This window comes from Nonomuraea sp. NPDC005650 (assembly GCF_040605375.1).
Taxonomy (GTDB): Bacteria; Actinomycetota; Actinomycetes; order Streptosporangiales; family Streptosporangiaceae; genus Nonomuraea.
Genome location: NZ_JBEXCR010000043.1, coordinates 15,800 through 41,063 on the forward strand (window position 1 = coordinate 15,800; position 25,264 = coordinate 41,063).

22 protein-coding genes are annotated in these 25,264 nt (G+C 72.4%); 15 read left to right on the forward strand and 7 right to left on the reverse strand.

What is annotated here, in order from left to right; all coding sequences use genetic code 11:
- The first annotated feature begins 140 nt into the window (after window positions 1-140).
- The 4 genes from ABZS69_RS50795 (at window position 141) to ABZS69_RS50810 (ending at window position 4,623) form a co-directional block, all read left to right on the forward strand.
- The gene (locus tag ABZS69_RS50795) at window positions 141-1,310 is read left to right on the forward strand and encodes a cytochrome P450 (RefSeq protein WP_355387284.1); all 1,170 of its coding nucleotides are present in this window, start codon (window positions 141-143) and stop codon (window positions 1,308-1,310) included.
- A 13-nt stretch (window positions 1,311-1,323) separates the two neighbouring features.
- Entirely contained in the window at window positions 1,324-1,950 is a 627-nt protein-coding gene (locus tag ABZS69_RS50800; RefSeq protein WP_355387286.1) for a sulfotransferase family protein, read from the forward strand.
- Window positions 1,951-1,974: 24 nt separating this feature from the next.
- Window positions 1,975-2,736, forward strand: a complete 762-nt coding sequence (locus tag ABZS69_RS50805; RefSeq protein ID WP_355387289.1) for a class I SAM-dependent methyltransferase — start codon at window positions 1,975-1,977, stop codon at window positions 2,734-2,736.
- Between the two features lie 186 nt (window positions 2,737-2,922).
- Window positions 2,923-4,623 carry an FAD-dependent oxidoreductase gene (locus ABZS69_RS50810; protein WP_355387292.1) on the forward strand — a complete coding sequence of 567 codons (1,701 nt, stop codon included), beginning with the start codon at window positions 2,923-2,925 and terminating at the stop codon, window positions 4,621-4,623.
- Here the strand turns inward: ABZS69_RS50810 and ABZS69_RS50815 are convergent.
- From ABZS69_RS50815 to ABZS69_RS50830, 4 genes are all read right to left on the reverse strand, one after another.
- Window positions 4,570-5,322, reverse strand: coding sequence for an SDR family NAD(P)-dependent oxidoreductase (locus tag ABZS69_RS50815; RefSeq protein ID WP_355387295.1), 753 nt, complete (start codon window positions 5,320-5,322; stop codon window positions 4,570-4,572). The genes ABZS69_RS50810 and ABZS69_RS50815 overlap by 54 nt on opposite strands.
- Window positions 5,323-5,622: 300 nt before the next feature.
- Window positions 5,623-6,936 (reverse strand): four-carbon acid sugar kinase family protein, encoded by a 1,314-nt coding sequence (locus tag ABZS69_RS50820; RefSeq protein ID WP_355387297.1) that lies wholly within the window; start codon window positions 6,934-6,936, stop codon window positions 5,623-5,625.
- Window positions 6,937-7,072: 136 nt separating this feature from the next.
- Window positions 7,073-8,320: a RuBisCO large subunit C-terminal-like domain-containing protein gene (locus ABZS69_RS50825; protein ID WP_355387300.1), complete on the reverse strand. Its 1,248-nt coding sequence runs from the start codon at window positions 8,318-8,320 to the stop codon at window positions 7,073-7,075.
- A complete protein-coding gene (locus ABZS69_RS50830) occupies window positions 8,317-8,964 on the reverse strand; it encodes an aspartate/glutamate racemase family protein (RefSeq protein ID WP_355387303.1) in 648 nt (215 codons plus the stop codon). Before ABZS69_RS50830 ends, ABZS69_RS50825 begins: the two co-directional genes overlap by 4 nt.
- 83 nt (window positions 8,965-9,047) lie before the next feature.
- Between ABZS69_RS50830 and ABZS69_RS50835 the strand changes: the two genes are divergently transcribed.
- The 6 genes from ABZS69_RS50835 to ABZS69_RS50860 are packed head-to-tail and all read left to right on the forward strand — an operon-like array spanning window position 9,048 to window position 14,468.
- Window positions 9,048-9,758 (forward strand): FadR/GntR family transcriptional regulator, encoded by a 711-nt coding sequence (locus ABZS69_RS50835; RefSeq protein WP_355387306.1) that lies wholly within the window; start codon window positions 9,048-9,050, stop codon window positions 9,756-9,758.
- Between the two features lie 19 nt (window positions 9,759-9,777).
- On the forward strand, window positions 9,778-10,542 hold the full coding sequence (locus tag ABZS69_RS50840) for an enoyl-CoA hydratase/isomerase family protein (protein WP_355387309.1): 765 nt from the start codon (window positions 9,778-9,780) through the stop codon (window positions 10,540-10,542).
- Window positions 10,542-11,732 (forward strand): CoA transferase, encoded by a 1,191-nt coding sequence (locus tag ABZS69_RS50845; protein ID WP_355387312.1) that lies wholly within the window; start codon window positions 10,542-10,544, stop codon window positions 11,730-11,732. The genes ABZS69_RS50840 and ABZS69_RS50845 overlap by 1 nt, the downstream gene beginning before the upstream one ends.
- Complete coding sequence (locus tag ABZS69_RS50850; protein WP_355387315.1) at window positions 11,720-12,736, forward strand: hypothetical protein; 1,017 nt, start codon at window positions 11,720-11,722, stop codon at window positions 12,734-12,736. Before ABZS69_RS50845 ends, ABZS69_RS50850 begins: the two co-directional genes overlap by 13 nt.
- A complete protein-coding gene (locus tag ABZS69_RS50855; protein ID WP_355387318.1) occupies window positions 12,733-13,431 on the forward strand; it encodes an SDR family oxidoreductase in 699 nt (232 codons plus the stop codon). The genes ABZS69_RS50850 and ABZS69_RS50855 overlap by 4 nt, the downstream gene beginning before the upstream one ends.
- The gene (locus ABZS69_RS50860; RefSeq protein WP_355387321.1) at window positions 13,428-14,468 is read left to right on the forward strand and encodes an aldose 1-epimerase family protein; all 1,041 of its coding nucleotides are present in this window, start codon (window positions 13,428-13,430) and stop codon (window positions 14,466-14,468) included. The genes ABZS69_RS50855 and ABZS69_RS50860 overlap by 4 nt, the downstream gene beginning before the upstream one ends.
- A 38-nt stretch (window positions 14,469-14,506) precedes the next feature.
- On the opposite strand, the gene ABZS69_RS50865 is transcribed toward ABZS69_RS50860, so the two are convergent.
- Together ABZS69_RS50865 and ABZS69_RS50870 are read right to left on the reverse strand one after the other, a co-directional pair.
- Window positions 14,507-15,337 carry an amidohydrolase family protein gene (locus tag ABZS69_RS50865; protein ID WP_355387324.1) on the reverse strand — a complete coding sequence of 277 codons (831 nt, stop codon included), beginning with the start codon at window positions 15,335-15,337 and terminating at the stop codon, window positions 14,507-14,509.
- A gap of 3 nt (window positions 15,338-15,340) precedes the next feature.
- Window positions 15,341-16,219, reverse strand: a complete 879-nt coding sequence (locus tag ABZS69_RS50870) for an aldo/keto reductase (RefSeq protein WP_355387326.1) — start codon at window positions 16,217-16,219, stop codon at window positions 15,341-15,343.
- Window positions 16,220-16,410: 191 nt separating this feature from the next.
- On the opposite strand from ABZS69_RS50870, the gene ABZS69_RS50875 reads away from it, so the two are divergent.
- A complete protein-coding gene (locus ABZS69_RS50875) occupies window positions 16,411-18,813 on the forward strand; it encodes a glycoside hydrolase family 95 protein (RefSeq protein WP_355387329.1) in 2,403 nt (800 codons plus the stop codon).
- A gap of 241 nt (window positions 18,814-19,054) precedes the next feature.
- On the opposite strand, the gene ABZS69_RS50880 is transcribed toward ABZS69_RS50875, so the two are convergent.
- On the reverse strand, window positions 19,055-20,143 hold the full coding sequence (locus ABZS69_RS50880) for an FCD domain-containing protein (RefSeq protein ID WP_355387332.1): 1,089 nt from the start codon (window positions 20,141-20,143) through the stop codon (window positions 19,055-19,057).
- A gap of 161 nt (window positions 20,144-20,304) precedes the next feature.
- On the opposite strand from ABZS69_RS50880, the gene ABZS69_RS50885 reads away from it, so the two are divergent.
- The 4 genes from ABZS69_RS50885 (at window position 20,305) to ABZS69_RS50900 (ending at window position 25,257) form a co-directional block, all read left to right on the forward strand.
- Window positions 20,305-21,576: an extracellular solute-binding protein gene (locus ABZS69_RS50885; protein ID WP_355387335.1), complete on the forward strand. Its 1,272-nt coding sequence runs from the start codon at window positions 20,305-20,307 to the stop codon at window positions 21,574-21,576.
- 86 nt (window positions 21,577-21,662) lie between these two features.
- Window positions 21,663-22,505 carry a sugar ABC transporter permease gene (locus tag ABZS69_RS50890; protein WP_355387338.1) on the forward strand — a complete coding sequence of 281 codons (843 nt, stop codon included), beginning with the start codon at window positions 21,663-21,665 and terminating at the stop codon, window positions 22,503-22,505.
- 32 nt (window positions 22,506-22,537) lie between these two features.
- Window positions 22,538-23,308 (forward strand): carbohydrate ABC transporter permease, encoded by a 771-nt coding sequence (locus tag ABZS69_RS50895; protein WP_355387341.1) that lies wholly within the window; start codon window positions 22,538-22,540, stop codon window positions 23,306-23,308.
- Between the two features lie 2 nt (window positions 23,309-23,310).
- The gene (locus ABZS69_RS50900) at window positions 23,311-25,257 is read left to right on the forward strand and encodes a hypothetical protein (protein ID WP_355387344.1); all 1,947 of its coding nucleotides are present in this window, start codon (window positions 23,311-23,313) and stop codon (window positions 25,255-25,257) included.
- Window positions 25,258-25,264: the final 7 nt, after the last annotated feature.

The window sequence follows — 25,264 nt, forward strand, 5'->3', positions numbered from 1 at the left end:
ACCGTGGGCACCGGTTTACTCACCGAGCGCATTCACAGTGTTATCTGGAGTTGACGCCTTTACAGCGAACCGGTCGCGAGGGATCATCTCTCTAGAGAGCTTGAGTCTGATTAGGCCTGCCAGCCGGTTAGAGGGGCCTCTTGTCAGAAATTGTGGACCACGACCCCATTATCTCCCTCGCCTCTCCCGAACTCCTTCGCAACCCCTATCCGTGGTACGAGAAACTCCGCAGGAAACGGCCCGCGTTTTTCTACGACCGGCTTGACTCCTGGATTTTCAGTCGTTACGACGATTGCGTCGCCGTACTGAAGGACAGCGCGAACTTCGCGGCCGACTGGCGCCGGGTCGGCGAGACGATGCCACCGCGGGCCGTCAACATGCTGACCCTGGATCCGCCGGAGCACACCGTGGTCCGCCGGCTGTTCATGGAGGCGCTGCGCGCGCAGGACCACCAGGCCCTGGAGCGGATGATCGAGCAGCACACGACCGAGCTGCTGGCCGACCTCGCGCGCCGTCCGTCGTTCGAGTTCCTCACGGAGTTCGCCGAACCGCTGGCCCTGTCGACGACCTCCGCCTATCTCGGCGTGCCGATGCCGGACCCGGCCTGGGCCTGCCGGATCGCCCGCGACATCGTCGCGGGGATGGACGCCGGGCTGTGGCCCGAGCGGGGGCGACCCGTGGTGGCCGCGCAGGAGGAGCTGGCCGTGCTGGTCGAGGACTGGCTCGACCGCCCGCCGCCCTCCGGCGTCGTCGGCGTCATCGCGAAACAGGCCACCGGCAGCGGCGTGGCCCCGGACATCGTCGCCAACACGGTGCGGGGGCTGCTGTTCAGCGGCTACAGCTCCGGCAGCAAGCTGCTCGGGCTGGTGGCGATCGCCCTGCTCCACCAGCGGGCCGCCGGGCTGGAGCGGTTCCGCGAGGCCGACACCGCCCGCGCGGTGGACGAGATGGTCCGCTACGCCTCCCCGATCCAGGCGCTCGCCCGCGCGTGCGTGCGCGACACCGAGGTCGGCGGCAGCCCGGTGCGCGCGGGGCAGGCCGTCACGCTGCTCCTGGGCGCGGCGAACCGGGACCCCGCGCGCTTCCCAGACCCGGACACGGCGCTGCTGGACCGGCATCCCAATCCGCATCTCGGCTTCGGCAGGGGCCCGAAGTCCTGCCTCGGCTCGCCCTTTACCGCCATCTTCACCCGGGTGGTGCTCCGCGTCATCGCCAAGCGATATCCCGGCATCAGGGCGCGCGGCGCGCCGACGTATTTCCCGAACCTCACGGCCCGCAGCATTGAGCGTTTCGAGGTCGCCCTTCGGTGAAGGAGGTGTACACATGCTGAAGGTCGTCGGAGCCTCTTTCGGGCGTACCGGAACCTCTTCGGTCCGATTGGCGTTGGAAACTTTGGGATTCGGCCCCTGCCATTACATGAGGGAGCTTTTCGCCAGCCCCGCGCATGCGCAGGATTGGCTGCGGGTCGCGGACGGCGAAAAACCCGACTGGAAAAGGCTGCTCGACGGTTTCGCCACGACGATTGCCTGGCCGGCGGCATTTTACTGGCGGGAGCTCGCCGCCGCCTTTCCCGAGGCGAAGGTCCTGCTGATCGTGCGGGATCCGGCCTCGTGGTACGCCAGCATGAGCCGCACCCTGTACCGCACCAGGCCCGCGTACGCCGACGAGACAGTGCGGGACCGGGTCATCGAGAAGATCGTCTGGCGCGGGACGTTCTCCGGGCGATTCGGGGATCGCGATCACGCCATGGGCGTTTACCGCGCCCATCTGGACGAGGTTCGCGAGGCCGTGCCGCCCGGCCGGCTCATCGAGTTCGAGCCGTCGCGTGGCTGGGAGCCGCTCTGCGCCGCACTGGGAGTCGACGTGCCCGACCTGCCCTTCCCCGTGGCGAACACCACCGACGAATATCTGCGCCGCGCCGAGCAGGCCGGGGTCATCCCGCCACGGTGAGCAAGCATCAGAGGGGACAGGGAAGTGGCACTCGCCGTTTCGTCCGCCGCCGACCCGTACGGAGCGGTGGCGGCTCACTGGGACGACCTGCACGTGGGCCCGCGCTCGGCGGCGCTGGTCTCGTTCTTCGCCGGCCTGGCCCCGCCCGGCGGGCACGCGCTGGAGATCGGGCCGGGCACCGGCCGGATGACCCTGGCGGTGGCCGGACGCGCGGCGAGCGTGCACTGCCTGGAGCCCTCCCCGGGGATGCGGACGGTGCTCATGACCAAGCTGGCCGGGCGGCCGGACCTGCGGAACCGGGTGACCGTGCTCGACGGCGCCGCGCCGGGGTTCCGGCTCGACCGGCGCTTCGACTACGTCTACCTGGCCGCCGTGCTGCAGGACGTGCCGCCGCGGGCGCGTCTGCCGCTCTTCACCGGCCTGGCCGAGCACCTCGCGCCGGACGGCGTGCTGGCCATGGACATGCTGACCGACGAGGCCGTACCCGATCATCCCGAGCGTGAGGTGCGCGGCGCGCGCCAGGGAGAGTGCCGCTACACCCTGTCGTCGGCCGTCCGGCCGCTCGGGCCGGACCTGGCGTGGGTGCGGCGCGTCTACCGCACCTACCACCGCGACACGCTGGTGGCCACCGAGACCGTGGAATGCGACTACCACCTCCACCGGCCCGCCGACGTGCTCGCCGACCTGCGCGCGGCCGGCCTGACCGCCGCAGGCGGCTCGGCCGTCACCGACGAGGTGACCCCGCTCGACGACCTGGGAACGCTGATCGCCCGGCACGACAGCTGACCGCTCTGACCTCGGGGCCTGCCGTTCCGGCCTCGAAACCCGTCCGAAGGACCTCGACGGACGGCGGCGGCGAATCAAGGAGGTGCGCCATGCGGTACTGGTACTGACAATTCACACCGTGGCCTGATCCTGCGCGATCAGGCCACGGCCTGGCACCCAAGCGCCGACACGAACGGGGGTCATCCGATGCCGCAGTCCCACGACACCGAGGTGCTGGTCGTCGGGGCCGGTCTGACCGGGCTGTCCTGCGCGCTGTTCCTGGCCCGCCACGGCGTGCGGTGCACTCTCGTGGAGCGCCACCCCGACCTGCTGAGCCATCCCAGGCAACGCAGTCTGGTCCCCCGCCTCATGGAGATCTACCGGCAGGCCGGACTGGAATCCCGGATCCAGGACAACCGGGTCGACTTCGCCAGCGCGGCCGAATACGTCGCCATCCGCGCGGAAACGCTGGCCGACGCCCGGCACCTCCCCGTGGATCAGCAGGACGACACCGCACGGACCGCCGCCTTCAGCCCCTGCACCGGCACGCCCATCGACCAGAACCGGGTGGAGGCCCTGCTGCGGACCCGCGCGCGTGAGCTCGGCGCCCGGATCCGGTTCGGCACCGAGGTGCTCGACGTCTCCCAGCACGAGGGCGGGGTGGAGGCGCGCCTGCGCGATCTCGACGGCACCGGGCACCGGCTGCTGGCCCGGTATCTCGTCGCGGCCGACGGCGGGCGCAGCTCGGTCCGGAGCGGGCTCGGCATCCCGATGGACGGGCCGGTCGACTTCTTCCGCCTGCTGACGCTCATGGTCGACGCCGACCTGCGTCCAGCGCTGGCCGGCCGTACCGTGCACATGGCCTTCCTCGAACGTCCCCGGCCGCGGACGTACCTGATGGCGCTGGACCGGACCGGTCAGCGCTGGGTCTTCGGCACCACGGACGATCCGGACGGCGCCGCGCCGGACGAGGACGAATGCATCGAACTGGTACGTGCCGCGGCCGGCCTGCCGTCGGCGCGGGTGGCGCTCCGGCCGCAGATCCCCGGCACCACCAGGACCGTCCTGCGGTTCGAGGTCGGCGCGGCCGTGGCGGCCGCCTACCGGAAGGGGCGGGTCTTCCTGATCGGCGACGCGGCGCACCTGATGCCGCCGACCGGGGGATTCGGCGGCGTCGTGGGCGTGGAGGACGCGCACAACCTGGCCTGGAAGCTGGCCGCCGTCGTACGTGGTCACGCCGGGGAGCGGCTGCTCGACACGTACCAGGACGAACGCCGCCCGGTCGCCGAGTTCGCCCTGCGGCAGGCGCTCACGCGGTACCGGTCCCGCCTGGCCGCCGGGGACGGCCCCGCCCACGACGAGCGGCCGGTGGATCGCTCGACCGTGATGATGGGACACCGGTACCGGTCGACGGCGGTGATCGGCGGCGCGAGCGAGCCGGCCGGGCCGGTGGAGGTCTCCCGCCTGTGCGGCGAGCCCGGCACGAGGGCGCCGCACCTCCCGCTCGCCGGCTCCGGCGAGCGGTCCACCATCGACCTGTACGGTGCCGGCTTCGTCCTGCTGACCGGCCACGACGGCCAGGACTGGGTGACGGCGGCAGGCAAGATGCCCTTGCCGGTGACCGCCCGGCGACTGGGAGCCGACATCGCCGTGGACGCCCTGCCCGCGGCCGACCCGACGGCCCGGCACGGCATCGCCGACGCGGCGGTTCGGCACGGCATCGGGCCGAGGGGCGCGGTGCTGGTGCGGCCGGACGGGTTCGTGGCCTGGCGAAGCGCGGGACCGGCCGCGGACCCCACCGCGGAACTGCTCGCCGCGCTCACCTCGGTCCTGTCCAAGGAACCCCCTGCTGCGTCAGGGCATCCACTTACCGCCCGCGACGTCGATCGTGAGCCCGGTCAGCCATGAGGACACGTCGGAGGCGAGGAAGGCGGTCACGTTCGCGACGTCGAGCGGGGTGCCCAGCCGCCCGAGCGGGTGCTCGGCCAGCATGCGCTCCTTGAACTCCTGCGGCATGCGCTCCTCCAGCCGATCCGTCATGATCGTCGAAGGGGCGACCGAGTTGACCCGGATGCCGGTGGGGCCGAGCTCGTGCGCCAGTTGCTTGGTCATCGCGATGATCCCGGCCTTGGCCGCCGTGTACGCCACGGAGGCGGAGGTCGGGGTGCGGGCCGCCAGCGACGACATGGTGATGATGGAGCCGCTGCGCCGCTCCCTCATCCGCGGCAGGAAACCCTTGATGACCAGGAACGTCGTGGTGAGGTTGGCGTGCATGGTGGCGTGCCAGTCCTCCTCGCTCGTCTGGTCGATCGGCCGCGGCATCCCGGACCCGCCACCCGCGAAGATCGCCAGCACGTCGACGGGCCCGAGCCTGCGCTCGATCTCCGCCCGCATCGCCTCGACGGCGGCGAAGTCGGTGGTGTCGGCGGCCACGCCGAGCGCCCCGCCGCCGATGCTCTTCACGGCGGCCTCGATGGCGCCGGGGTCGCGCCCGTTCACCACGACCCGCATGCCCTGCTCGGCCAGCACCCTGGCGGTCTCCCGCCCGATCCCTCCGGAACCGCCGGTGACCAGCGCTACCTTGCCCTGCAGATCCGGATACATCATGACTTCCACTCCCTCACCGATCGCAGCCCGTCTCTCGGAACTCCACGGTGCCCTGCGCGGGGGCTCAGGGCATCGGGTGCGAGGCTCGTCCCGGACTGCGCCGTGAGGAGTGCACCGCGTACGCCGTTCATACTCCCGAAGTCGTACGCCGAGGACGACCGACACGACCACGTTCGCACCGCACCCCCGAACTCGGCACGACGGCACGCCGACACCCCCACCGGTCAGCGAACCGATGGCCCGACGGACCGACGACGGCGGGCCGGTGAAACGGCGGACGGCAAACCGGTAGACCGGTGATCAAGGTGGCGGTGTGCCGGCGGCGGCACGCAGGAAGTAGTCGTCGCCGCCGACCTGGCCGCCCTTCAGCGCCACTTCGAGCCCGTCGCATGCGGGGTCGTCCGAGGTCAGCACGCATACTGGGGCGCCAGGGGCGAGCGCGGCGACCACGTCCAGGGAGCGGGCGCCGAGGGCGGCCACGACCTGGCCCGAGGTGTCACCGCCCGCCACCACCAGCCGCCCGACCAGCCCGGCCCGGATGGCTACGGAGGCGATCCGCCCGAGGAGGTCGCCGATGACGGCGGGGTCCCGGGCCGGGCCACGGGTGGACTGGACGATCGTGTGCCGCCCCTCCCCCAGGCTCTCCGCCACGTCGGCGAGCAGCCCGGCGAAGGAGCCACCCGACCCGGCGGAGGCCGCACCCGCATCGCGGATTCCGCCGCGAAGACCGTCGGAGGCGTCCAGCACGCGCCAGCCCGCACGCTCGGCCGTGTCGATCTGGCGGGCGGTGATCGACGAGCGGCTGCCGGAAACGACCAGCACGGGCGCGGCCGGACCGAGCGGCTCGGGACCCGGCCGCTCCCCGGCACCGCTCGACTCCGCGCGGCCCGCCGTCACCAGGGCGGAGGCGAGGGCGTAGCTCAGGCCGCCGGAGCCGACGCAGTACAGCGGGCCGTCGCGGCTCGTCGCATCGGCGAGCAGGAGGCGGCCGAGCGCGCGGACGTGCTCCTCGGTCTGGGCGTCCGCGACGAAGGCCGCGTCCTCCCCCAGCGCCCGGTACGCCTCCGCCGACGGCGGCGGCCACGCGGGCAGCCGGCCGACCCGCCCCGCGCCCTGCCCGGCCAGGCGGACCCGGAGGTCGGCCTCCGAGGCAGGGGTGATCGGATGGTCGCGCATGGGCGGGTAGCGGTCGAGCCGGTGAACCTCGGCCCCAGAACGTACGAAATGGTTCGCGAACCACGTGTAACGCCCCAGCTCCGGCTGGGCGGCGAGCACCGGGACCGGACCCCGCGCCAGCCCGTCGCGGTGGAGCGCCGCGATGACCGCCCCGATGCTCCCGCGCGCGGGCGAGGAGTCGAACGTCGAGCAGACCTTGTACTGGATGACCAGCGGCTTCAGCGCCGCCATGGCCTTGAGAACGGGCAGCGCCACCGGCACCGGGTCCTCGGCCGCGCGGGCGGTGGTGGCTACGCCGACGACGTCGTACGCGTCGTCGGCCTCGCGCAGGCGGGCCATGTCGGTGACCAGGGAGCCGGTCAGCCCGAACCGCCTGAACTGCCACAACGCGTCGGTCGCCCCCGTGAAGTCGTCCGCGACGAAGGCGAACACCGTCACGGCCCCACCGCCCCGGACCGGCCCCGTCGCCGCCGCCCACGAGCCCGCACCACCGCCCCGGACCAGTCCCGTCGCCGCCCACGAGCCCGCGACGCAGCCCCGCCACCACGCCGTACCGCGAGAGGCCCGGTCCGAGTCACTTGCGGATCACCCCGCCGAAGTGCTTCAGCGCCGCGCGCAGCTCCGGCTCGTCCACCTCGTCCAGCGGCACCCCCGCCACGGAGGCCGCCCAGGCCTGGCGGATGCTCGTGATCCCCGCGGCCGGACCGTCCGGATGGCCGAGCACGCCGCCCCCGGCCAGTACGAGCAGGTCGGTGGTCCCCGTACGCTCCAGGGCCACGGGGGCGGTGCCGGCCCACTGGGCGGACGACAGCACGGGCAGGCAGGGGAAGCCGCCGAACAGCGGCTCCCGGACCGCCGCCACGGTCGAGGCCACCTCGTCGTCGGTGACGTAGAACTTGCTGTGGAACCCGCCGCAGTGCAGCTGGTCGACCCCGGCCAGCCGGGCCAGCTTCTGGTACGCCACGTGCCCGATCCCCAGCCCCGGATGGCGGGCCAGCGCCCCGATGCCGGTGACGTGGCCGTGGATCGGCACCTGGGCGTGCCGGCGCAGCATGGCGACGGCCGGGAGGCCGACGATGTTGAGGTTGGCCATCACGCAGGTGCCGCCGGCGGCCACCACCAGGTCGTGGTTGCGCAGCATCCGGTCGGGCTCGTCGCTGATGTTGAACGCGTACATCGGCCGCCGCCCGGTCCGCCGCTCCACCTCGTCGAGGGCGGCCGTCACCGCGCGGATCCGATCGGGGAGCGGGGCGGGCGGGCAGTCGGCGTTGACCTCGTCGTCCTTGATGAAGTCGGCGCCGGCCAGGCCGAGCTCGCGCACCAGGCCCACGTAGTCGGCGGGGCGCAGCCCGACGTTCGGCTTGACGATGGTGCCGATCAGCACCCCCTCGGGGCGGCCGGCCAGCCGCCGGGTGCCCTCGACGGCGAACCCCGCCGGCAGGTACGCCTCCCCGAAGGCCGCGGGCAGCTCCAGGTCCACCAGCTTGAGCCCGGCCAGCTCGCGCAGCTCGTAGAGGTTGCCCGCGACCACGGGCAGCAGGTTCGTGAGCGAGGGGCCCGTGTTCTCCAGCGGAAACCCGATCCTGACCAGGCCCGCCGTCAGAGGCCCGTCCCCGATCGCCCCCGGCAGCGGCTCGGAGACGGGAGGCGGGGTCTCCGAGATGGACAGCACCGCGGCGCTGTGGCGGGCGCGCAGCTCGTCGGTCTCGCCGCGCACGCGGACGAAGGTGCCCGTGCTCTGCTCCCCCGCGATCGCGCTCGCCGCCCGTTCCAGCGGAAGGCGGGTGAGCACCCTGTACGTGGCGACGATCTGCTCGCTCACAGCACGCCCGCCAGGTGCTCCATGGCGAGCGGCGGGCTGGCCAGGATCGGGACCGGGGCGTCGACCGTGCCGGCCACGCGGGCCATCGACGCCTGGGCCAGCACGATCACGTCCACCTCCCCGCCCAGCGCGGTCAGCGCCGCGGCCACCCGCGCGTCGTGCGTGGCGGCGTCCCCGCCCATCAGGGCCTCGAACGCCCCCTCGCACACCCTGGCCGTCAGCGACACCTCCCCGCCCAGGGCTGCCGCGCGGCGGCGTACCAGGTCGGCGGTGGGGTCGAGGGTGGTGGACAGGGTGGCCAGCACGCCGATCCGGCGGCCGAGGGCCACGGCCCGGTCGGCCATCGGACGGTCCACCCTGGTCACCGGCACGCCCGTCAGCGGCTCGGCGGCCTCCACGGCGGCGCCGATCGACGAGCACGTCACGAGGATGTGGTCGGCTCCGGCCGCCTCCGCGGAGCCGATGTGGCCCGCCACGCGCCGGGCGGTCTGCGGGGTGAGGTGGCCGGCGGCGATGGTGTTCTTGATCAGGCTGTCGTCGACGATGTTGAAGGTCTCGACTCCCGGCAGGTGTTCGGCGCACAGCTTGGCGAACACGTCGACCAGGGTCGCGGAGGTGTGGATCAGTCCCAGCCTCTTCGTCATGAGCCTCACTTCATCCGATGAAATGTCATCTTCATCGGATGAAATGCTATGAAAAATCGGGCGAGAGCGGTAGCGTCCGGGGCGTGGCAATCGATCCCAAACGGGACAGGCACGCTCAGGTGGTCCAGGCCCTCGGCCCTCGCATCGTCACGGGCGAGCTCGCTCCCGGCACGTCCATCCCCATCGAAGAGGACCTGGTGGGCGAGCTGGGCGTCGGCCGCTCCGCGGTCCGGGAGGGCGTGAAGGTGCTGGCCGGCAAGGGCCTGCTGGAGACCAGGCGGAGCGCGGGCACCAGGGTGCGCCCGCGCGGGTCCTGGAACCTGCTCGACCCCGACGTCCTGAGCTGGCGGTTCGAGCCCGAGCCACGCCCCGGCGACGTCCAGATGCTGGCCGACCTGCGCGTCGCCCTGGAGCCCGGCGCCGCCAGGGTGGCGGCCGAGCGGGCGGACGCGGTCGCGGTCCGGCGCATCGACGAGGCCATGGCCGCGCTGTACGCCACGGCCGACGACCCCGAACCCTTCATCGAGGCCGACCTGGCCTTCCACAAGGCGGTGTTCGCCGCGGCGGACAACGACCTGCTGCTCTACATCTACGACATGATCAGCATCGCCCTGCGCTCCGTACGGCAGGTCCACACCCGTTCGGTCGCGCACAACAAGGAAACGCTGCCCGGCCACGAGCGCGTGGCGCTGGCGATCAGGCGACGGCACCACCGCAAGGCCGAGGAGGCCATGCGCGAGGTGGTCGAGGTCGCCCGCGCAGACGCCGAGCAGCACATACGCCTCTGCTGCTAAAAACCAGAAAGAGCTGACCTTGGACGTCCTCATCGACGTGGACGGCCCCGTGGCCGTCGTCACCCTCAACAGACCCGCCAAGCTCAACGCGATCACCCCCGACATGGCCGCCGCGCTGCGCGCCTGCCTGGGCCGGGTGGACGCCGACCCCGCCATCCGGGCAGCGGTGCTCACCGGCGCGGGCGAGCGCTCGTTCTGCGTCGGCAGCGACATCCGCGAGCTGGACGAGTACGCCACGCCGTGGGAGTTCCGCAACCGCGGCGACTACGGCGACGCGGTCCGCGCCCTGCGCAAGCCGATCGTCGCGGCCGTCAACGGCTACGCCTACGGCGGCGGCCTGGAGCTGGCCCTGGCCTGCGACATCCGCCTGGCGTCGGACACGGCGACGTTCGCCGCGCCGGAGATCAAGCTCGGCTGGATCGGCGGCAGCGGCCAGTCGGCCCTGCTGGCGCACTCCGTCGGGCCCGGCAACGCCGCCACGATGCTGCTCACCGGCGACCCCGTCGACGCCGCCCGCGCGCGGAGCTGGGGGCTGGTCACCGACGTGTTCCCGCAGGAGAAGCTGGTGCCGGCGGCGCTCGAACTGGCCGCGACGATCGCCAGGCGCCCGCCGATCGCCGCGCAGACCGCCAAGGCCAATCTCAAGGCGGCCTACTCGATGCCGCTCGACCAGGCCATCCAGTACGAGCGCGACCTGCAGACCGTCTGCTTCGCCACCGAGGACGCGGCCGAGGGCAGGGCCGCCTTCGCCGAGCGCCGCGAGCCCGTCTTCGAGGGGCGCTGATGGGCGTCCTGGACGGCTACCGAGTGGTCGACCTGTCCATCGCGATGGCGGGCCCGCTGGCCGCCATGCGGCTGGGCGACCTGGGCGCGGACGTGGTCAAGGTGGAGCCGGTGACCGGCGAGTGGCAGCGGCACGCCCCGGCGGGCGGTGCGACGGGGAACCAGGTCAACGCCTCGTTCCTGTCCCTCAACCGCAACAAGCGCAGCCTGGCCGTCAACCTCAAGTCCGGCGAGGGCCGCGCCATCGTGCACAGGCTCGCCGCGACGGCCGACGTGTTCCTGCAGAACTACCGCGCCGGCGTGGCCGAGCGGCTGGGCATGGACTACGAGACGATCCGCGGCATCAACCCGGGCATCGTGTACGTCTCCATGTCCGGGTACGGCGAGAGCGGCCCGTACGTGTCGAGACCCGGCCAGGACCTGCTCCTGCAGGCCATGAGCGGCGCCATGCTGAGCACCGGCCGCGACGGCGACCCGCCCGCGCCCGCGGGCACGTACGCGATCGACGCCATCACCGCCTACAGCGCCTTCGAGGGGGCGCTGGCCGCGCTGCTGCACCGCGAGCGGACCGGCGAGGGCCAGCGGGTGAGCGTCAACATGCTCGACGCGGCCGTCGCCGTGCAGATGCAGGAGCTGTCGATCTTCACGGTCGGCGGGGTGCCGCAGCGGCGCGGGCACGAGCCGCACGGCCACACCTACATCCGCGCGCCGTACGGGGTGTTCGCCACCAAGGACGGCTATCTCGCGCTCGGCATGCCCAGGCTGGACGCGCTCGCGGTGGCCCTCGACCTGCCGGAGCTGGCCGCCATGGACGGCGACGCCGACGGCCACACCAGGCGCGACGAGATCACCGCGCTGGTCGCCGGGCGGCTGCCGGACCGTACGACGGCCGAGTGGCTGGAGATCTGCGCCCGCCACGACCTGTGGGCGGGCCCGGTGTACGGGTACGCGGAGCTGGTGGCGGACCCGCAGGTCAAGCACAACGGCTCGTTCGTCACCTACGAGCACCGCACCGAGGGCACGGTCACCACGCCCGGCTTCCCCTACGGCTTCAGCGCCAGCCCGCCGGAGGTGCGCCGGGGCGCGCCGCTGGTGGGCGAGCACACGAGGGAGCTGCTGGCGGAGCTCGGCTACCCGCCGGAGCGCACGGCCGAGCTGGTGGCGGAGGGCGTGCTGGCATGCGAGGACTGACCTGGGACCATCCCCGGGGGTACGCGCCGCTGGACGAGCTGACGCGGCTCGACCTGGCCGGGGACAACCCCTACGGGGAGGTGCCGGAGCCGATCGCGTGGGACCGGCAGCCTCTGGAGGGGTTCGAGTCCGAGCCGATCGCGAAGCTGTGCGAGACGTACGACGTGCTCGTGATCGACCACCCCGGGCTGGGCGCGGCCATGGACGCTCTGGTGCCGATGGACGAGCTGTTCGACGAGCCGGTGGAGACGCGGTTCGTCGGCAGGAGCTACGAGAGCTACCACCTGGAGGGCCGCCAGTGGGCGCTGCCGCTCGACGCGGCCACCCAGGTGAGCGCGGCCGGGCCCGGCGTCGAGGTCCCGGGGACGTGGCCGGAGATGGCGGAGTTCGCGCGGGACGCGCGGATGGCGTTGTGTCTGGGCGGGCCGCACGCGTTCCTCATGTTCTGCGCGCTGTGCTCGGGTGACTTCCTCGACGAGGCGGCCGGGGAGCGGGCGCTGGAGCTCATGTCGGAGCTGCTCGCGCGGTCCGACCGCGACGTGTCGCTGCTCAACCCGATCGGCGTGCTCGACACCATGACGGCCGGCGGGGTGGACTTCTGCCCCCTTCTGTACGGCTACGTGACCTACCCGCTGACCTTCTCGGACGCCCCCGCCTGGCCGGGCGAGCCGCCCGGGAGCGTGCTCGGCGGCACCGGGCTCGTGGTCTCCAGGCGGCGCATCGGCTCGATCCGCGAGGCCGTCCGCGCCCACCTGCGCCGCCTGGTGTCGGAGCCCGTGCAGACGAAGCTGTTCCCGGCCACCGGCGGACAGCCCGCGGCCCTCGCGGCCTGGCAGGGCGACCCCACGCTCGCCACCCTGGAGGCCGCCTGGATCAGGCCGCGCTTCCCCGGCTACATCGCTCTGCAGGAGAGGTCGTCCGCGCTGGTCCGCGACGGGCTGCTGGCCCGCGCCCGGCCTCGCGACCTGCTCAGGGACCTGCACCAGGAATGGAGTCAGAGATGACCACCGCGCTCGTGACAGGCGCCGCCGGGGCGCTCGGCAGGGCGATCGTCCGCCGGCTGGCGGCCGACGGCCATCAGGTGGCGGCGCTCGACCTCGACGCCGGCTCCCTCGAAGGCGCGCTCAACCTGAAGACGGACCTGCGCGACCCGGCCGCGATCGAGTCGGCGTTCGCCGAGACGGCGGCGCGGCTCGGCCCGGTCGGCATCCTGGTCAACAACGCGGCCGTCTATCCGGCCAGGCCGTTCCTGGAGGTGCCGCTGGCCGAGTACGAGGACGTGCACGCGGTCAACCAGCGGGCCTACTGGCTGGCGGCCCAGCACGCGGCCAGGCAGATGACCTCGGGCGGCGCGATCGTCAACATCGCCTCGATCACCATGCACGGCGGCTGGTCCGACCTGGCCGCGTACGTGGCCACCAAGGGCGCGGCGGCGGCGCTGACCAGGGCGCTGGCCCGCGAGCTGGGCCCGCGCGAGATCCGGGTCAACTGCGTCTCGCCCGGCGCGTTCCCGACGGCGGCCGAGGAGATCCACGAGGACCCCGAGGCGTACAACCGGTTCGTCCTGGAGCGGCAGTCGCTCCAGCGGCGCGGCACGCCCGACGAGCTGGCGGCCGTGGTGTCGTTCCTCGCGGGCCCGGACGCGTCGTTCGTCACGGGCCAGACCATCGAAGTCAACGGAGGGTGGGTGATGGCATGACGCCGGACCGCAGGCGGCTGGCCGAGCTGACCGGGGACCTGAGCGCGGCCGGCGGGGTCCGGCTGGTGACGCTCGGGGACGGGGTCGAGCGGGGCATCAGGACGCTGGAGTTCCGCACCGGCTCGGGGCTGGCGTTCGACGTGCTGGTGGACAGGTGCATGGACATCGGGCACGCCGAGCACGCCGGGCGCTCGTTCGGCTGGCGCTCCCCCACCGGCTTCCGCCACCCCGGGCTGCACGAGAACGCCGACGAGGACGGGCTGTCCTGGCTGCGCTCGTTCTCCGGGCTCATCGTCACCGCCGGGCTCGACCACACGCTGTTCGGGGACGAGGTGCCCGCCGACGCCTACCGCTACCCGCCCCGCCAGTCGGTGCGGCACGGGCTGCACGGCCGCGCCGGCAACCTCCCGGCCCGGCTCACCGGGTACGGCGAGCGCTGGGACGGCGAGCGCTGCGTGCTGTGGGCCGAGGGCGAGGTGCGCCAGGCCGCGGTGTTCGCCGAGAACCTGCGCCTGGTCCGCCGTATCGAGGCCGACCTGGGCGGCGACGAGATCCGGCTCGTCGACACCGTCACCAACGCTGGGTTCGAGCCGGCGCCGCACATGTTCCTCTACCACATCAACCTGGGCTGGCCGCTGCTCGACGAGGGCGCCAGGCTGGAGGCCGACATCCGCGAGACGCTCTGGCAGAGCGACAGCGTGGCCGAGCAGAAGGCCGACCACGTCACCTTCCCGGGGCCGGCGCCGGGGTTCGTGGAGCAGGTGTACGAGCACGCGCTCAACCCCGGCGCGGACGGGCTGCACCGGGTGGCGGTGGCCAACGACCGGCTCGGGATGAAGGTCACCGTGGAGTGGCGGGCGGAGGAGTTCCCGTACTTCTTCGAGTGGCTGAACCTGCGCTCGGGCAACTACGCGGTCGGCCTGGAGCCGTCCACCCACCACGTGTCGGGCGACGCGGCGGCGCGGGAGGACGGCAGCATGATCTGGCTGGGCCCGCAGGAGTCGCGGACGTATCAGACGACCTTCCGCGTCTCCTAGTGGAGCCGGCCTAATGGAGACGGCCTAATGGAGACGGCCTAATGGAGACGGTACGCGCGGCGGGCGGTGCCGGCGAAGACCTCGGCCCGCTCGCCCTCCGACAACCCGGCGCACAGGTCGTCCGCGGCCTGTGCGACCCGGTCGTACCCGGCCGCGAGCAGGCAGACCGGCCAGTCGGAGCCGAACATCACCCGCTCGGGCCCGAACGCCTCCAGGACGGTCTCGGCGTACGGCCGCAGGTGGGCCACCTGCCAGGACGTCCAGTCGGCCTCGGTGACCATGCCGGACAGCTTGCAGTAGACGTTCGGGCGGGCGGCCAGCTCCAGGATCCGGCTGCGCCACGGCTCCAGCTCGCCGGCGGCGATCGGCGGCTTGGACAGGTGGTCGAGCACGAACGTGAGCTCGGGCATGGCCGTCACGGTGTCGATGGCGGCGGGGAGCTGGTGCGGCAGCGTGAGCAGGTCGTACGCCAGCCCGGCGGCGGCCACGGCGGCGAGCCCGCGCCGCACGTCGGGACGGGTGAGCCAGCCGGGGTCCGGCTCGGACTGGACCCCGTGCCGGACGCCCACCAGCCCGGCCGGCAGGCCCGCCAGGGTGTCGGCGGCGTCGGGCGCGGTCAGGTCGATCCAGCCCACGACGCCCGCGACCAGGTCGGACTTCGCGGCCAGCGCCAGGAACTCGTGCGTCTCCGCCAGGTCGGGCAGCACCTGCACCAGCACGGTCGCGGTCACCCCGGCCGCCGCCGCGGGCCCGGCGAGGTCGTCGAGGGTGAACGTGCGCCGGACGGGCGCCATCGGGTCGGAGTCGAGCCAGCCGTGCGGGCGGGCGGCGAGGTCCCAGACGTGGTGATGGGCGTCGATACGGGTCATGGCTCAGTCCAACTCGGTCCAGAGGGCTTCGGGAATCGGGGTGGCGGCCAGGGTGAGGTCCTCGGCCACCTCCTCGGGGCTGCGGGCGCCGACCACGATGCCGGTCACGGCCGGGTGCCGCAAGGGGAACTGGAGCGCGGCCGCCGCGAGCGGCACGTCGTACGCGGCACAGCGCTCGGCCAGGCCGCGCGCCCGCTTCAGCACGGGCTCGGGCGCCGGGGCGTAGTCGTAGTACGCGCCGGGCCCCGGGTCGGCCAGGATGCCGCCGTTGAACACCCCCGCCACCAGCACCCCGGTGCCGCGCTCCGCGCACAGCGGGAGCAGCTCGTCGGCCGCCGTGCGGTCGAGCAGGCTGTAGCGGCCGGCCACCATCACGCAGTCGACATCCGTCTCCCGCACGAACTTCACCAGCATCTCGGCCTGCGTCATGCCGACGCCGACGGCCCGCACCCCGCCCTGCTCGCGCAGCCGCGCGAGCGCCGGGTAGGCGTGCCGCACGGCCTCCTCCCAGTGGTCGTCGGGGTCGTGGATGAGCAGGACGTCGAACGCGTCGAGCCCGGAGCGCTCCAGGCTGGCGGCGAGCGAGGCGTAGACGCCCTCCACGGTGTAGTCGCGCCTGGCGGGGCCGAGCAGCGCCCCGACCTTGGTGGACACGGTCGCCTCGGACCGGTCGACGCCCGCCAGGAACCGGCCCAGCCTGCGCTCGGCCAGCCCGGAGCCGTAGCGGGGAGCGGTGTCGAAGTAGCGGACGCCCGCGGACCAGGCGGCTTCGAGCGTGGCGGCGGCCTGCTCGTCGCCGACCGCGGTGTAGAGCCCGGCCAGGGGCGCCGTGCCGAGGCCGATCCGGGATACGCCGACGCCGCTGCGTCCGAGCTGCTCCATGATCGGCAACCTAGCAGAGCTCCCATCTTTCGGCTAGATCTGCGGGAGGTATGGACATCAGATGACTTCTTCGCGTAAAGATACATCCTACGTTCACCGCGCTTGTGGCGTCCCTGTGAGCGGCTGCTGAGCCGGACAGGTCGTACGCATCCATGCGCTCCCCTCCACCGTGTTCTGGAACAGGAGTGACGGTGTCCAACGACGGCTACACACGACGAGGCGTACTCAAGACCGGCTTAGGCGCTGCGGCCGGATCCCTGCTCGTGACCGCTCCCGCGCACGCCTCCACGGCTGCCGGCCCGCTCGTGCTCTGGTACGACCGCCCGGCGGCGGCCTGGCTGGAGGCGCTGCCGGTCGGGTGCGGGCGGCTCGGGGCCATGGTGTTCGGCGGCGTGGCCACCGAGCGCCTGCAGCTCAACGAGGACAGCATCTGGGCCGGCGGGCCGCACGACTACGACAATCCGGAGGCCCTGGCCGCACTCCCCGAGATCAGGCGGCTGGTCTGGGAGGACAAGTGGCAGGCCGCCCAGAACCTGGCGGACAAGAAGTTCCTCGGCAAGCCCAGCGAGCAGGCGCCGTACCAGGTGCTGGGCGACCTCACGCTGACGTTCCCCGGCGCGGCCGAGTTCACGGAGTACCGCCGCGAGCTGGACCTGACCAGGGCCGTCACCACGGTCACGTACGTGCGGGACGGCGTGCGCCACACACGCGAGGTCTTCGCCAGCAACCCCGACCAGGTCGTCGTCGTACGTCACACGGCCGATCAGCCCGGCGCGGTGACGTTCCAGGCGGCCTTCACCAGCCCGCAGGCGTCCGCCGGCTCGGCCGCCGGCCGCGACTCGATCGCCCTGGACGGCGTCAGCACCGACACGCAGGGCCTGAAGGGCGAGGTCCGCTTCCGCGCCCTGGCCAGGGCGCAGGCCAGCGGCGGCGCGGTCCGCACCGACGGCGGCACGCTGATCGTCGAGGGGGCGGACGAGGTCACGCTGCTGATCTCCATGGGCTCCAGCTACCGCAGCTACAAGGATGTCGGCGGCGACCCTGCCGAGGTGGCGGGCAGGCATCTCACGCGGGCGTGCGGGCAGCCGTACGAGGTGCTGAAGCGCAAGCACGTACGGGACCACCAGCGGCTCTTCGGGCGGCTCGAGATCGACCTGGGCACCTCGGAGGCCGCCGCGCTCCCCACCGACCAGCGGATCGCGCGCAAGCAACTCGACACCGACCCCGGGCTGGCCGCTCTCTACTACCAGTTCGGCCGCTACCTGCTGATCTCCTGCTCCCGCTCCCCCGGCTACGCCGCCAACCTGCAGGGCATCTGGAACGACTCGCTCACGCCCTCGTGGGAGTCGAAGTACACGATCAACATCAACTGCGAGATGAACTACTGGCCCGCCGCGCCCGCGAACCTGATCGAGTGCATGGACCCGCTGTTCGACCTGATCAAGGACCTGGCCGAGACGGGGGCGAAGACGGCCGCGGCGCAGTACGGCGCCAAGGGCTGGGTGGCGCACCACAACACCGACGGCTGGCGCGGGACGGCGCCCGTGGACTTCGCGTTCTACGGCGTGTGGCCCAGCGGCGGGGCGTGGCTGTGCCTGATGCTCTGGGAGCACTACCTCTACACGGGGGACGAGCGGCGCCTGCGCGAGCACTTCCCGCTGATCAAGGGGTCGGTGGAGTTCTTCCTGGACACGCTGCAGACCGATCCCCGCAGCGGCTACCTGGTGACGAACCCGTCGCACTCCCCTGAGGTCGGTCACCACGAGGACGGCGGGGAGAACGTCAGCATCTGCGCCGGGCCCACGATGGACATGCAGATCCTGCGGGACCTGTTCGGGGCCTTCTCGGAGGCGTCGGAGATCCTGGGGGTCGAGGCGGAGATGCGCGCCAAGGCCGCCGAGGCCCGCTCGCGGCTCGTCCCGAACCAGGTCGGCCACCTGGGCCAGATCCAGGAGTGGCAGGAGGACTACCGGGGGGACGCCGCGCTCTCCCGCAGCCGCCACATCTCGCACCTGTGGGGCCTGTTCCCCGGTCACCAGATCGACCCCCGCCTCTCGCCCGACCTGGCCGCCGCCGCCCGGCGCACTCTTGAGCTGCGGGGCGAGGCGGGGGCGGGGTGGTCGCTCGCCTGGAAGATCAACTTCTGGGCGCGGCTGCTGGACGCGCCCGAGGCGTACAAGCGGCTGTCGAACCTGCTGCTGCCTGCCCGTACGGCGCCGAACATGTTCGACCTGCATCCGCCGTTCCAGATCGACGGCAACTTCGGCGGGACGTCGGGGATCACGGAGATGCTGCTGCAGAGCCACGGCGACCAGGTCCACCTGCTGCCCGCCCTGCCCGCCGCCTGGCCCACGGGGTCGATCCGGGGCTTCCGGGCGCGGGGCGGCTTCGAGGTGGACCTGTCGTGGAGCACGGGCGGGCTGGCTCGGGGGCGGATCCGCTCGGACCTGGGCCGCAAGCTCACCCTCCGGACGGCTGTGCCGGTGACGGTGACGTCGGGCGGGCGCCCGGTCGCGGTCTCCCGCCCCGAGCCGAACGTCGTCGTCTTCGACACCCATCGAGGAGGCACCTACGACGTCACCCCGTCCACCTGAGCCCCGCCGCCCCACCCCGCCCCTCCCGGGTCTCCTCCGGCAGGCGCGGCCTCGTGACACGGCACGCGGCACCCTCGGTCGCGCGCCGTGCACGGGCGCCGGACTCCACCACACCACGCCCCACCGACGCGGCGCCGCTCAGGAGGGGGCCACCGCTCAGGCGGCGCCGACCCGCCGACGGCAGCGCGCGCCGAGCCGGGCGGCCACCCCGGGGTTCGGGTGCGCCAAAGGCGGGCCGGTGTCAGGGGTGGGCCGGTGCGGGTTCCGATGGTGGGCGGGTGCGGGGGCGGGTGCGGGAGGCTTCGCCGCGGGCGTGGGCGGCGAAGAGGCGGGCGGCCTCGTCCGGGTCGCCCGACGCCAGCGCCGCCACCAGGTCGTCGTGGTGGCCCGCCATCGCCGTCCAGTCCCCGTCGTACAGCGGGTTGCCCACCACGTGCAGGCTCCACAGGTTCGACTCGATGGTCCGCCACAGCCGCAGCAGGAAGGAGTTGCCGCAGGCCGCGCAGACCCGCCGGTGGAAGGCCAGGTCGGCGTCGCGGAAGGCGCCGATGTCCCCGTCCTGGGCCGCCTGCCGCATGGCCAGCACGTCGGCCGAGAGCTCCCGCAGGGTGTCGGCCTGGATGCGGGCGGCGGCGCCCCGTGCGGCATACTCCTCCAGCAGCACCCTGATGTCGCGAACCTCCCGGGCCTGCTCGTCCGAGATCTCCGCGACGTAGCTCCCCCGGTTGGGATAGGAGATGACCAGCCCCTCGTGCGCCAACCGCTTGATCGCCTCACGGGCCGGGGCTTGGCTGGTGCCGACCCTGCGGGCGATCTCCGCCTCCACCAGCCGCTGCCCCGCCACCAGCTCCCCCGAGACGATCCACCCGCGCAGCAGCGCGTAGACGCGGTCGGACAGGAGCTCCCTGGGCAGCAACCGGGCAGCGGGCGGCGCGATCTGCTGCTCCTGCCAGATCCTGGCCACCGTCGACTGCGACAGCCCGAGCTGCCGCGCCATCGTACGGGTCGAGGGCACGGCGGGGCCGTCGGCCGCGGCGGCGATCACCCGCTCGGCCTCCTGCCGCTCCGCGCTGCGCGGGCGGCCGGGCCGCGGCGCGTCCGACAGCCCGTCGAGCCCGCGCTCCACGAAGCGGGCCCGCCACTTGGCCACCGTCGCCGGGCTCACGTCGAGCCGGACGGCGATCTCCTTGCGCGGCAGCCCGTCCGCGCAGGCGAGCACGATCCTGCTGCGCAGCCCAAGCCCTCCGGAGGACCCTTCGGCCCACTCGCGCAGGGCGGTGCGCTCCTCCTCGCCCAACACCAGCCGCTTGTCGTCATCGCGTCCAGCCACGGCCCCACCTTAACGTATTTATGACTCAGTCATCCGCTGGAAACTTATTTGTAGCACCACATAGCCCCTTGACGAGGCCATGTGACCAACGTATTAAATAATCGCTAATCGAGTATCGACCCATTAAAAGGCGTCGCAGATCTCGCCCCCTTGGAGGTGCGATGCGTTCCCCCCATCCATTCCTCGCCCCCACAGCCCTCGGTTGCCTACTCCTGCTCACCGGCTGCGGCGGGGGCGGCTTCGCCGGCGATTCGCAGGCCAAGCAGGGCGAGGGCGGCCAGATCACGGTCCGGATGCTGGTCAACATCACCCCCAACCTCACCCAGGCGTACTGGGACGGCCTGGTCAAGCCGTTCGAGCAGGCCAATCCCGGCATCGACGTCAAGGTCGAGGCGCCGACCGGCAAGGGCGTGGCCGACACGCTGCCGCAGCAGCTCGCCGCGGGGAACGCGCCCGACGTGATCGAGACGCTGACGGCGGACGAGACGCTCTCCAAGCAGATGCTCGACCTGACCGACCAGCCGTGGACGAAGGACACGCCGCTGGCCAAGGAGGCGAGCCTGGGCGGCAAGATCTACACGGTCGGCGTCGGCGTGCAGGCGCAGTCGCTGGTCTTCTACAACAAGAGCGCGTTCGACAAGGCCGGGATCGACCGGCCGCCGACCACGCTCGACGAGTTCGACGCCGCGATGGGCAAGCTCAAGGCGGCCGGGTGGCTGCCGCTGCAGACCGGCGGCGAGTTCCTGACCGGGCTGCAGCTGCTGCAGTTCTCCGGCCCGTCGCGCGCCCAGCTCCACCCCACCTGGCAGCAGGACGTCAAGGCGGGCAAGCTCAAGGCCGGCGAGTCGCTGCTGCCCTACCTGGAGCGCTACCGCACCTGGATCGACAAGGGGTACGTCGACAAGAACGCCCTGGGCACGAAGTACGCCGACGCCGAGACCGCGTTCCTGTCCGGCAAGGCCGCCATGTACGTGATGGGCAGCTGGTTCACCGCCGCCGAGGCCAAGGCCAAGAAGGACTTCGAAGTCGGCGTCTTCCCCGCCCCGGTCGACAAGGGCCAGGCGTACCCCGGCCCGCAGGGCGCCACGATGGCGGCCCCGTACATGATCCTCAAGTCCACCCCGAACAAGGACGCCGCGCTCAAGCTGGTGCAGTGGCTCGTCAGCGACCAGGCGGCGGTCAAGAGCCAGCTCAAGCAGGACGGCAACTTCCGCGCCGGCGTGGAGCGCGAGTTCACCCCGCTGGAGAAGCAGGTCCAGCAGATCCTCGACAGCGCCCCCTCCGGCGTCCCGCAGGGCGAGGGGTACGGCGACGCGACCCTCCCCAAGGGCTTCAACGCCGCCTGGAACACCGAGGTCCAGGGCCTGTACGTGGGCAAGTCGCCCAAGGAAGTGGCCGAGGGCGTCGACCGCTGGCTGGCCGGGCGCAAATGACGCTCACCCGGGAAGCACCCCCAGTCATCCCCGAAACCACAGTCCTCCAGAAGACAAGGCGTGGCGACGGGTGGGCCACCACGATCATGGTCGCCCCCGCCACCGTCCTCTACACCGTGATGCTGATCGTCCCCGTCGCCCTGGCGCTCTACCTGAGCCTCACCGACTGGGACGGATTCAGCGCCGACCCCGCCTTCGTCGGCGCCGCCAACTACCTCGACCTCCTCGACGACCCCGAGCTGCGCCGCGCCGCCCTCGTCACCCTGCTGGTCGCCGCCGCGGGCACGGCCGGGCTCAACCTGCTCGGCCTCGGCTTCGCCCTCCTGGTGAACGGCGCCTCGAAGGCGAACACGTTCTTCCGGATCGTCCTGTTCTATCCGCACGTGCTCAGCGCCCTCGTGGTCGGCTTCCTCTGGTCGGCGATCCTCGGCACGAACGGCGCGGTCAACAACCTGGTGACGAAGTGGGGCGGCGAGGTGCTGCCGTTCCTGTCGGATCCGGCCTGGGCCACGGTCACCATGATCGGGGTGCTGGTGTGGGCCGGGTTCGGGGTCAACGTGGTGCTCTACCTGGCCGGGCTGCAGGCCGTGCCGCACTCCCTCATCGAGGCGGCGCGCATCGACGGCGCGACGCGCTGGCAGGTGTTCAGGAACGTGACGCTCCCGGCGCTCGGCCCGTCCGTGACCGTCAACATCGTGCTGTCGCTGGTGACGCTGCTCAAGACGTACGACCTGGTGGTGTCGCTGACGGCGGGCGGCCCGGCCGGGCAGACGCAGACCGTCGCCTACCTCATCCTGTGGAACTCCTTCCACGACGCCCGCCTCGGCTTCGGCTCCGCGCAGTCGGTGCTGCTCATGCTGGTGACGGCGGCGCTGGCGTTCGTGGTGACCAGGCTGCGCAGGCGCGGCGAACTGGCGGTCCACCAGTGAGAAGGACATTCCTCTGGGCGACCGTCGCCTTCATGCTCATCCCCCTGTACGTGCTGACCGTCAACGCGTTCAAGGGCCAGCAGGACATCCTGGCCGACCCGTTCGGCCTGGGGGCCCTCACGCTGGAGCCCCTGGGCAGGGCGCTGACGAACCCGCAGTTCAACGTGGTCAAGGGATACGCGGTCACGCTGCTGTTCGTGGTGGCGGTCAACGTGCTGTCGGTGGTCCTGGCCGCGCCCGCCGCGTACGTGATCGCCCGCAGCCCGAAGCGCCGCTTCCGGGTGCTGATGCTGTTCTTCCTGGCCGGGACGTTCATCCCGGGCCAGGTGCTGGTCATCCCCGTCGTGTACGTGCTCAAGACCCTCGGCCTGATGGGCACCATCCGGGGGTTCGTGCTGTTCGAGACCGTGTTAACGCTACCGTTCTCGATCTTCCTGTACGCCGGCTACATCGCCACCGTCCCGGCCGTGCTCGACCAGGCCGCGGCCGTGGACGGGGCGGGCAGGCTGCGTACGTTCTGGCAGATCGTCTTCCCGCTGATGAGGCCCGCGGTCGCCACGATGGTCATCCTCAACACCTTCTCGGTGTGGAACGACTTCGTGAACCCGCAGATCATCCTGGGCCCCGGCAGCGGCCTCTACACCGTGACCACCGGCGTCTACGCGGCCGTCAGCCAGTACTCCACCGACTACACGGTGGTCTTCCCGACGCTGCTGCTGGCCATCGCGCCGCTGCTGGTCTTCTTCGTCTTCATGCAACGGCACATCATCAGCGGCCTGACCGCCGGAGCAACGAAAGGGTGAAGATGCGGACAGTATCCCCGGAATCCGCGGACGGTCCCTCTGTCACGGCAACCGTCCCGCTCGGCGCGCCACCGGCCTGGGCGGTGCTCGAACGCAGGCTGTTCGACGCCCTCGACGAGGCCTGGCGGGCCTTCGCCCGCCGCTACTGCGGCCCCGACGGGCGGCTCGTCTACCACGGACCGGCCGCCGACCGGGACGGCGCCGACGACTTCTACGAGGCGTTCTTCAACTGGCCCACGCTCTACCAGCTGGGCGGTGCCGACGACCTGCTGGACGCCTCCAAGCACCACTGGGAGGGCGTGACCGCGCAGCTCACGGAGCTGGGCTACCTGGTGGACGAGTTCGAGCGCGGCTATGACTGGTTCCACCAGGGCGAGTCGCTGCTGCTGTTCTACGGCATCTGCGCCGCCGACCCCCGCGACGAGCGCTTCCGCGAGCGCGCCCGCCGCTTCGCCGACCTCTACCTGCCCGGCTCGGCCAACTACGACGACGAGCACGACATCATCCGCGCCCCGCACAACGGCGCCGGCGGCCCCCGCTACGGCCTGCAGTGGGAGTGGGCCTCCTACCACACGGACCTGGTCAGCATGCGGCCGTACGGCCTGCCGCTGCGCGACCTGCCCGGCATCGCCGAGTGGGAGGACCTGGGCGACCCGAGCAACGCCGCCCGCATGGGCGCCGCCATGAGCGAGCGCCTCGGCCGCGGCGACGTGGCCGTGAACCTGGCCGCGACCAGCCTGGCCGTCAACGCCTGGCTGTACGACGGCGACGACCGCTACCGCGACTGGGCCCTGCGCTACATCCGCGCCTGGGAACGCAGGGCCGCGGCCAACGGCGGGGTCCTGCCCGACAACGTGGGCCTGTCCGGCGAGGTCGGCGAGCTGCACGGCGGCCGCTGGTACGGCGGCACCTACGGCTGGCAGTGGCCGCACGGCCTCTACAGCGTCGGCGCCGCCGCCGCGATCGCCGCCGTCAACGCCCACCTGCTGACCGGCGACGCCGCCGCGCTCGCCATCGGCCGCGACCCCCTGGAGATCGTGTACGACCAGGCCGTCCAGGCCGGCGTGACCGAGACCGAGATGAGCACCAGCGACCGCTGGCTGGCCGAGCTGGGCGACGAGGCCGGCAAGCCGACCATGCTGGTGCCGAACCGGCACGACGACCGGGGCTGGTTCGACTTCCAGCCGCCGCAGCTCGGCCTGCCCGTCTGGCTCTGGCACACCTCGCTCGGAGGAGAGGACGCTGATCGGCTCGACCGGCTGAGAGCCGCCTCCGGCTACGACTGGGCCACGGTGCGCCCGTTCAGGAACAAGGAGGAGGCCGGGCACGAGGCGCCCTGGCTGGAGTTCCTGCGCGGCGCCAACCCCGGCTTCCCCGAGGCCATGCTGTCCACCGCGCTCGGGCAGGTGCAGCGCCGGATGGCGCTCATCGACGCCGACCGCGAGGACCTGTCCGCCATCCACGTCCACCACTGGCAGCGGCTCAACCCCGTGCTCACCGAGGCGCTGCTGCAGCTCGTCACCGGCACCCCGCAGGTGCTCTACAACGGCGGGCTGCTGCCCACCCGGCTGGCCTACTTCGACGCCGACCGCCACCGCCCGGGGCTGCCCCAGGACGTGGCCGCGCTGGTCGACTCGGTACGCCCCGACGGCACCCGCGTCGAGCTGGTCAACCTCGGCCTCACCCGCACCCGCAGGGTCGTGCTCCAGGCGGGCGCGTTCGGGGAGCACCGCATCGACCGCGCGGTCATCACAGTGTCTGCTACCGGGGCCGACGAGGGCTACCCGGGTGACCCGCGCGCGTACACCACTCCCCCGATCACCGAGTCCGAGCGGGAGGTGACGGTGGACGGGCCGCGCCTTCTCGTCGAGCTGCCGCCCGGCCGCCGCATCCGGCTCGACCTGCACACGACCGCGCGCGTCCGCACGCCGTCGCACCAGCACTACTGAGGAGTTA

Bases quoted from the DNA above. Each gene is read 5' to 3' on its own strand.
- ABZS69_RS50800 (WP_355387286.1), top strand. From the start codon at position 1,324: ATGCTGAAGGTCGTCGGAGCCTCTTTCGGGCGTACCGGAACCTCTTCG.
- ABZS69_RS50845 (WP_355387312.1), top strand. From the start codon at position 10,542: ATGGGCGTCCTGGACGGCTACCGAGTGGTCGACCTGTCCATCGCGATG.
- ABZS69_RS50860 (WP_355387321.1), top strand. From the start codon at position 13,428: ATGACGCCGGACCGCAGGCGGCTGGCCGAGCTGACCGGGGACCTGAGC.
- ABZS69_RS50885 (WP_355387335.1), top strand. From the start codon at position 20,305: ATGCGTTCCCCCCATCCATTCCTCGCCCCCACAGCCCTCGGTTGCCTA.
- ABZS69_RS50810 (WP_355387292.1), top strand. From the start codon at position 2,923: ATGCCGCAGTCCCACGACACCGAGGTGCTGGTCGTCGGGGCCGGTCTG.
- ABZS69_RS50850 (WP_355387315.1), top strand. From the start codon at position 11,720: ATGCGAGGACTGACCTGGGACCATCCCCGGGGGTACGCGCCGCTGGAC.
- ABZS69_RS50865 (WP_355387324.1), bottom strand. From the start codon at position 15,337: ATGACCCGTATCGACGCCCATCACCACGTCTGGGACCTCGCCGCCCGC.
- ABZS69_RS50830 (WP_355387303.1), bottom strand. From the start codon at position 8,964: ATGACGAAGAGGCTGGGACTGATCCACACCTCCGCGACCCTGGTCGAC.
- ABZS69_RS50870 (WP_355387326.1), bottom strand. From the start codon at position 16,219: ATGGAGCAGCTCGGACGCAGCGGCGTCGGCGTATCCCGGATCGGCCTC.
- ABZS69_RS50855 (WP_355387318.1), top strand. From the start codon at position 12,733: ATGACCACCGCGCTCGTGACAGGCGCCGCCGGGGCGCTCGGCAGGGCG.
- ABZS69_RS50900 (WP_355387344.1), top strand. From the start codon at position 23,311: ATGCGGACAGTATCCCCGGAATCCGCGGACGGTCCCTCTGTCACGGCA.
- ABZS69_RS50815 (WP_355387295.1), bottom strand. From the start codon at position 5,322: ATGATGTATCCGGATCTGCAGGGCAAGGTAGCGCTGGTCACCGGCGGT.
- ABZS69_RS50895 (WP_355387341.1), top strand. From the start codon at position 22,538: ATGCTCATCCCCCTGTACGTGCTGACCGTCAACGCGTTCAAGGGCCAG.
- ABZS69_RS50890 (WP_355387338.1), top strand. From the start codon at position 21,663: ATGGTCGCCCCCGCCACCGTCCTCTACACCGTGATGCTGATCGTCCCC.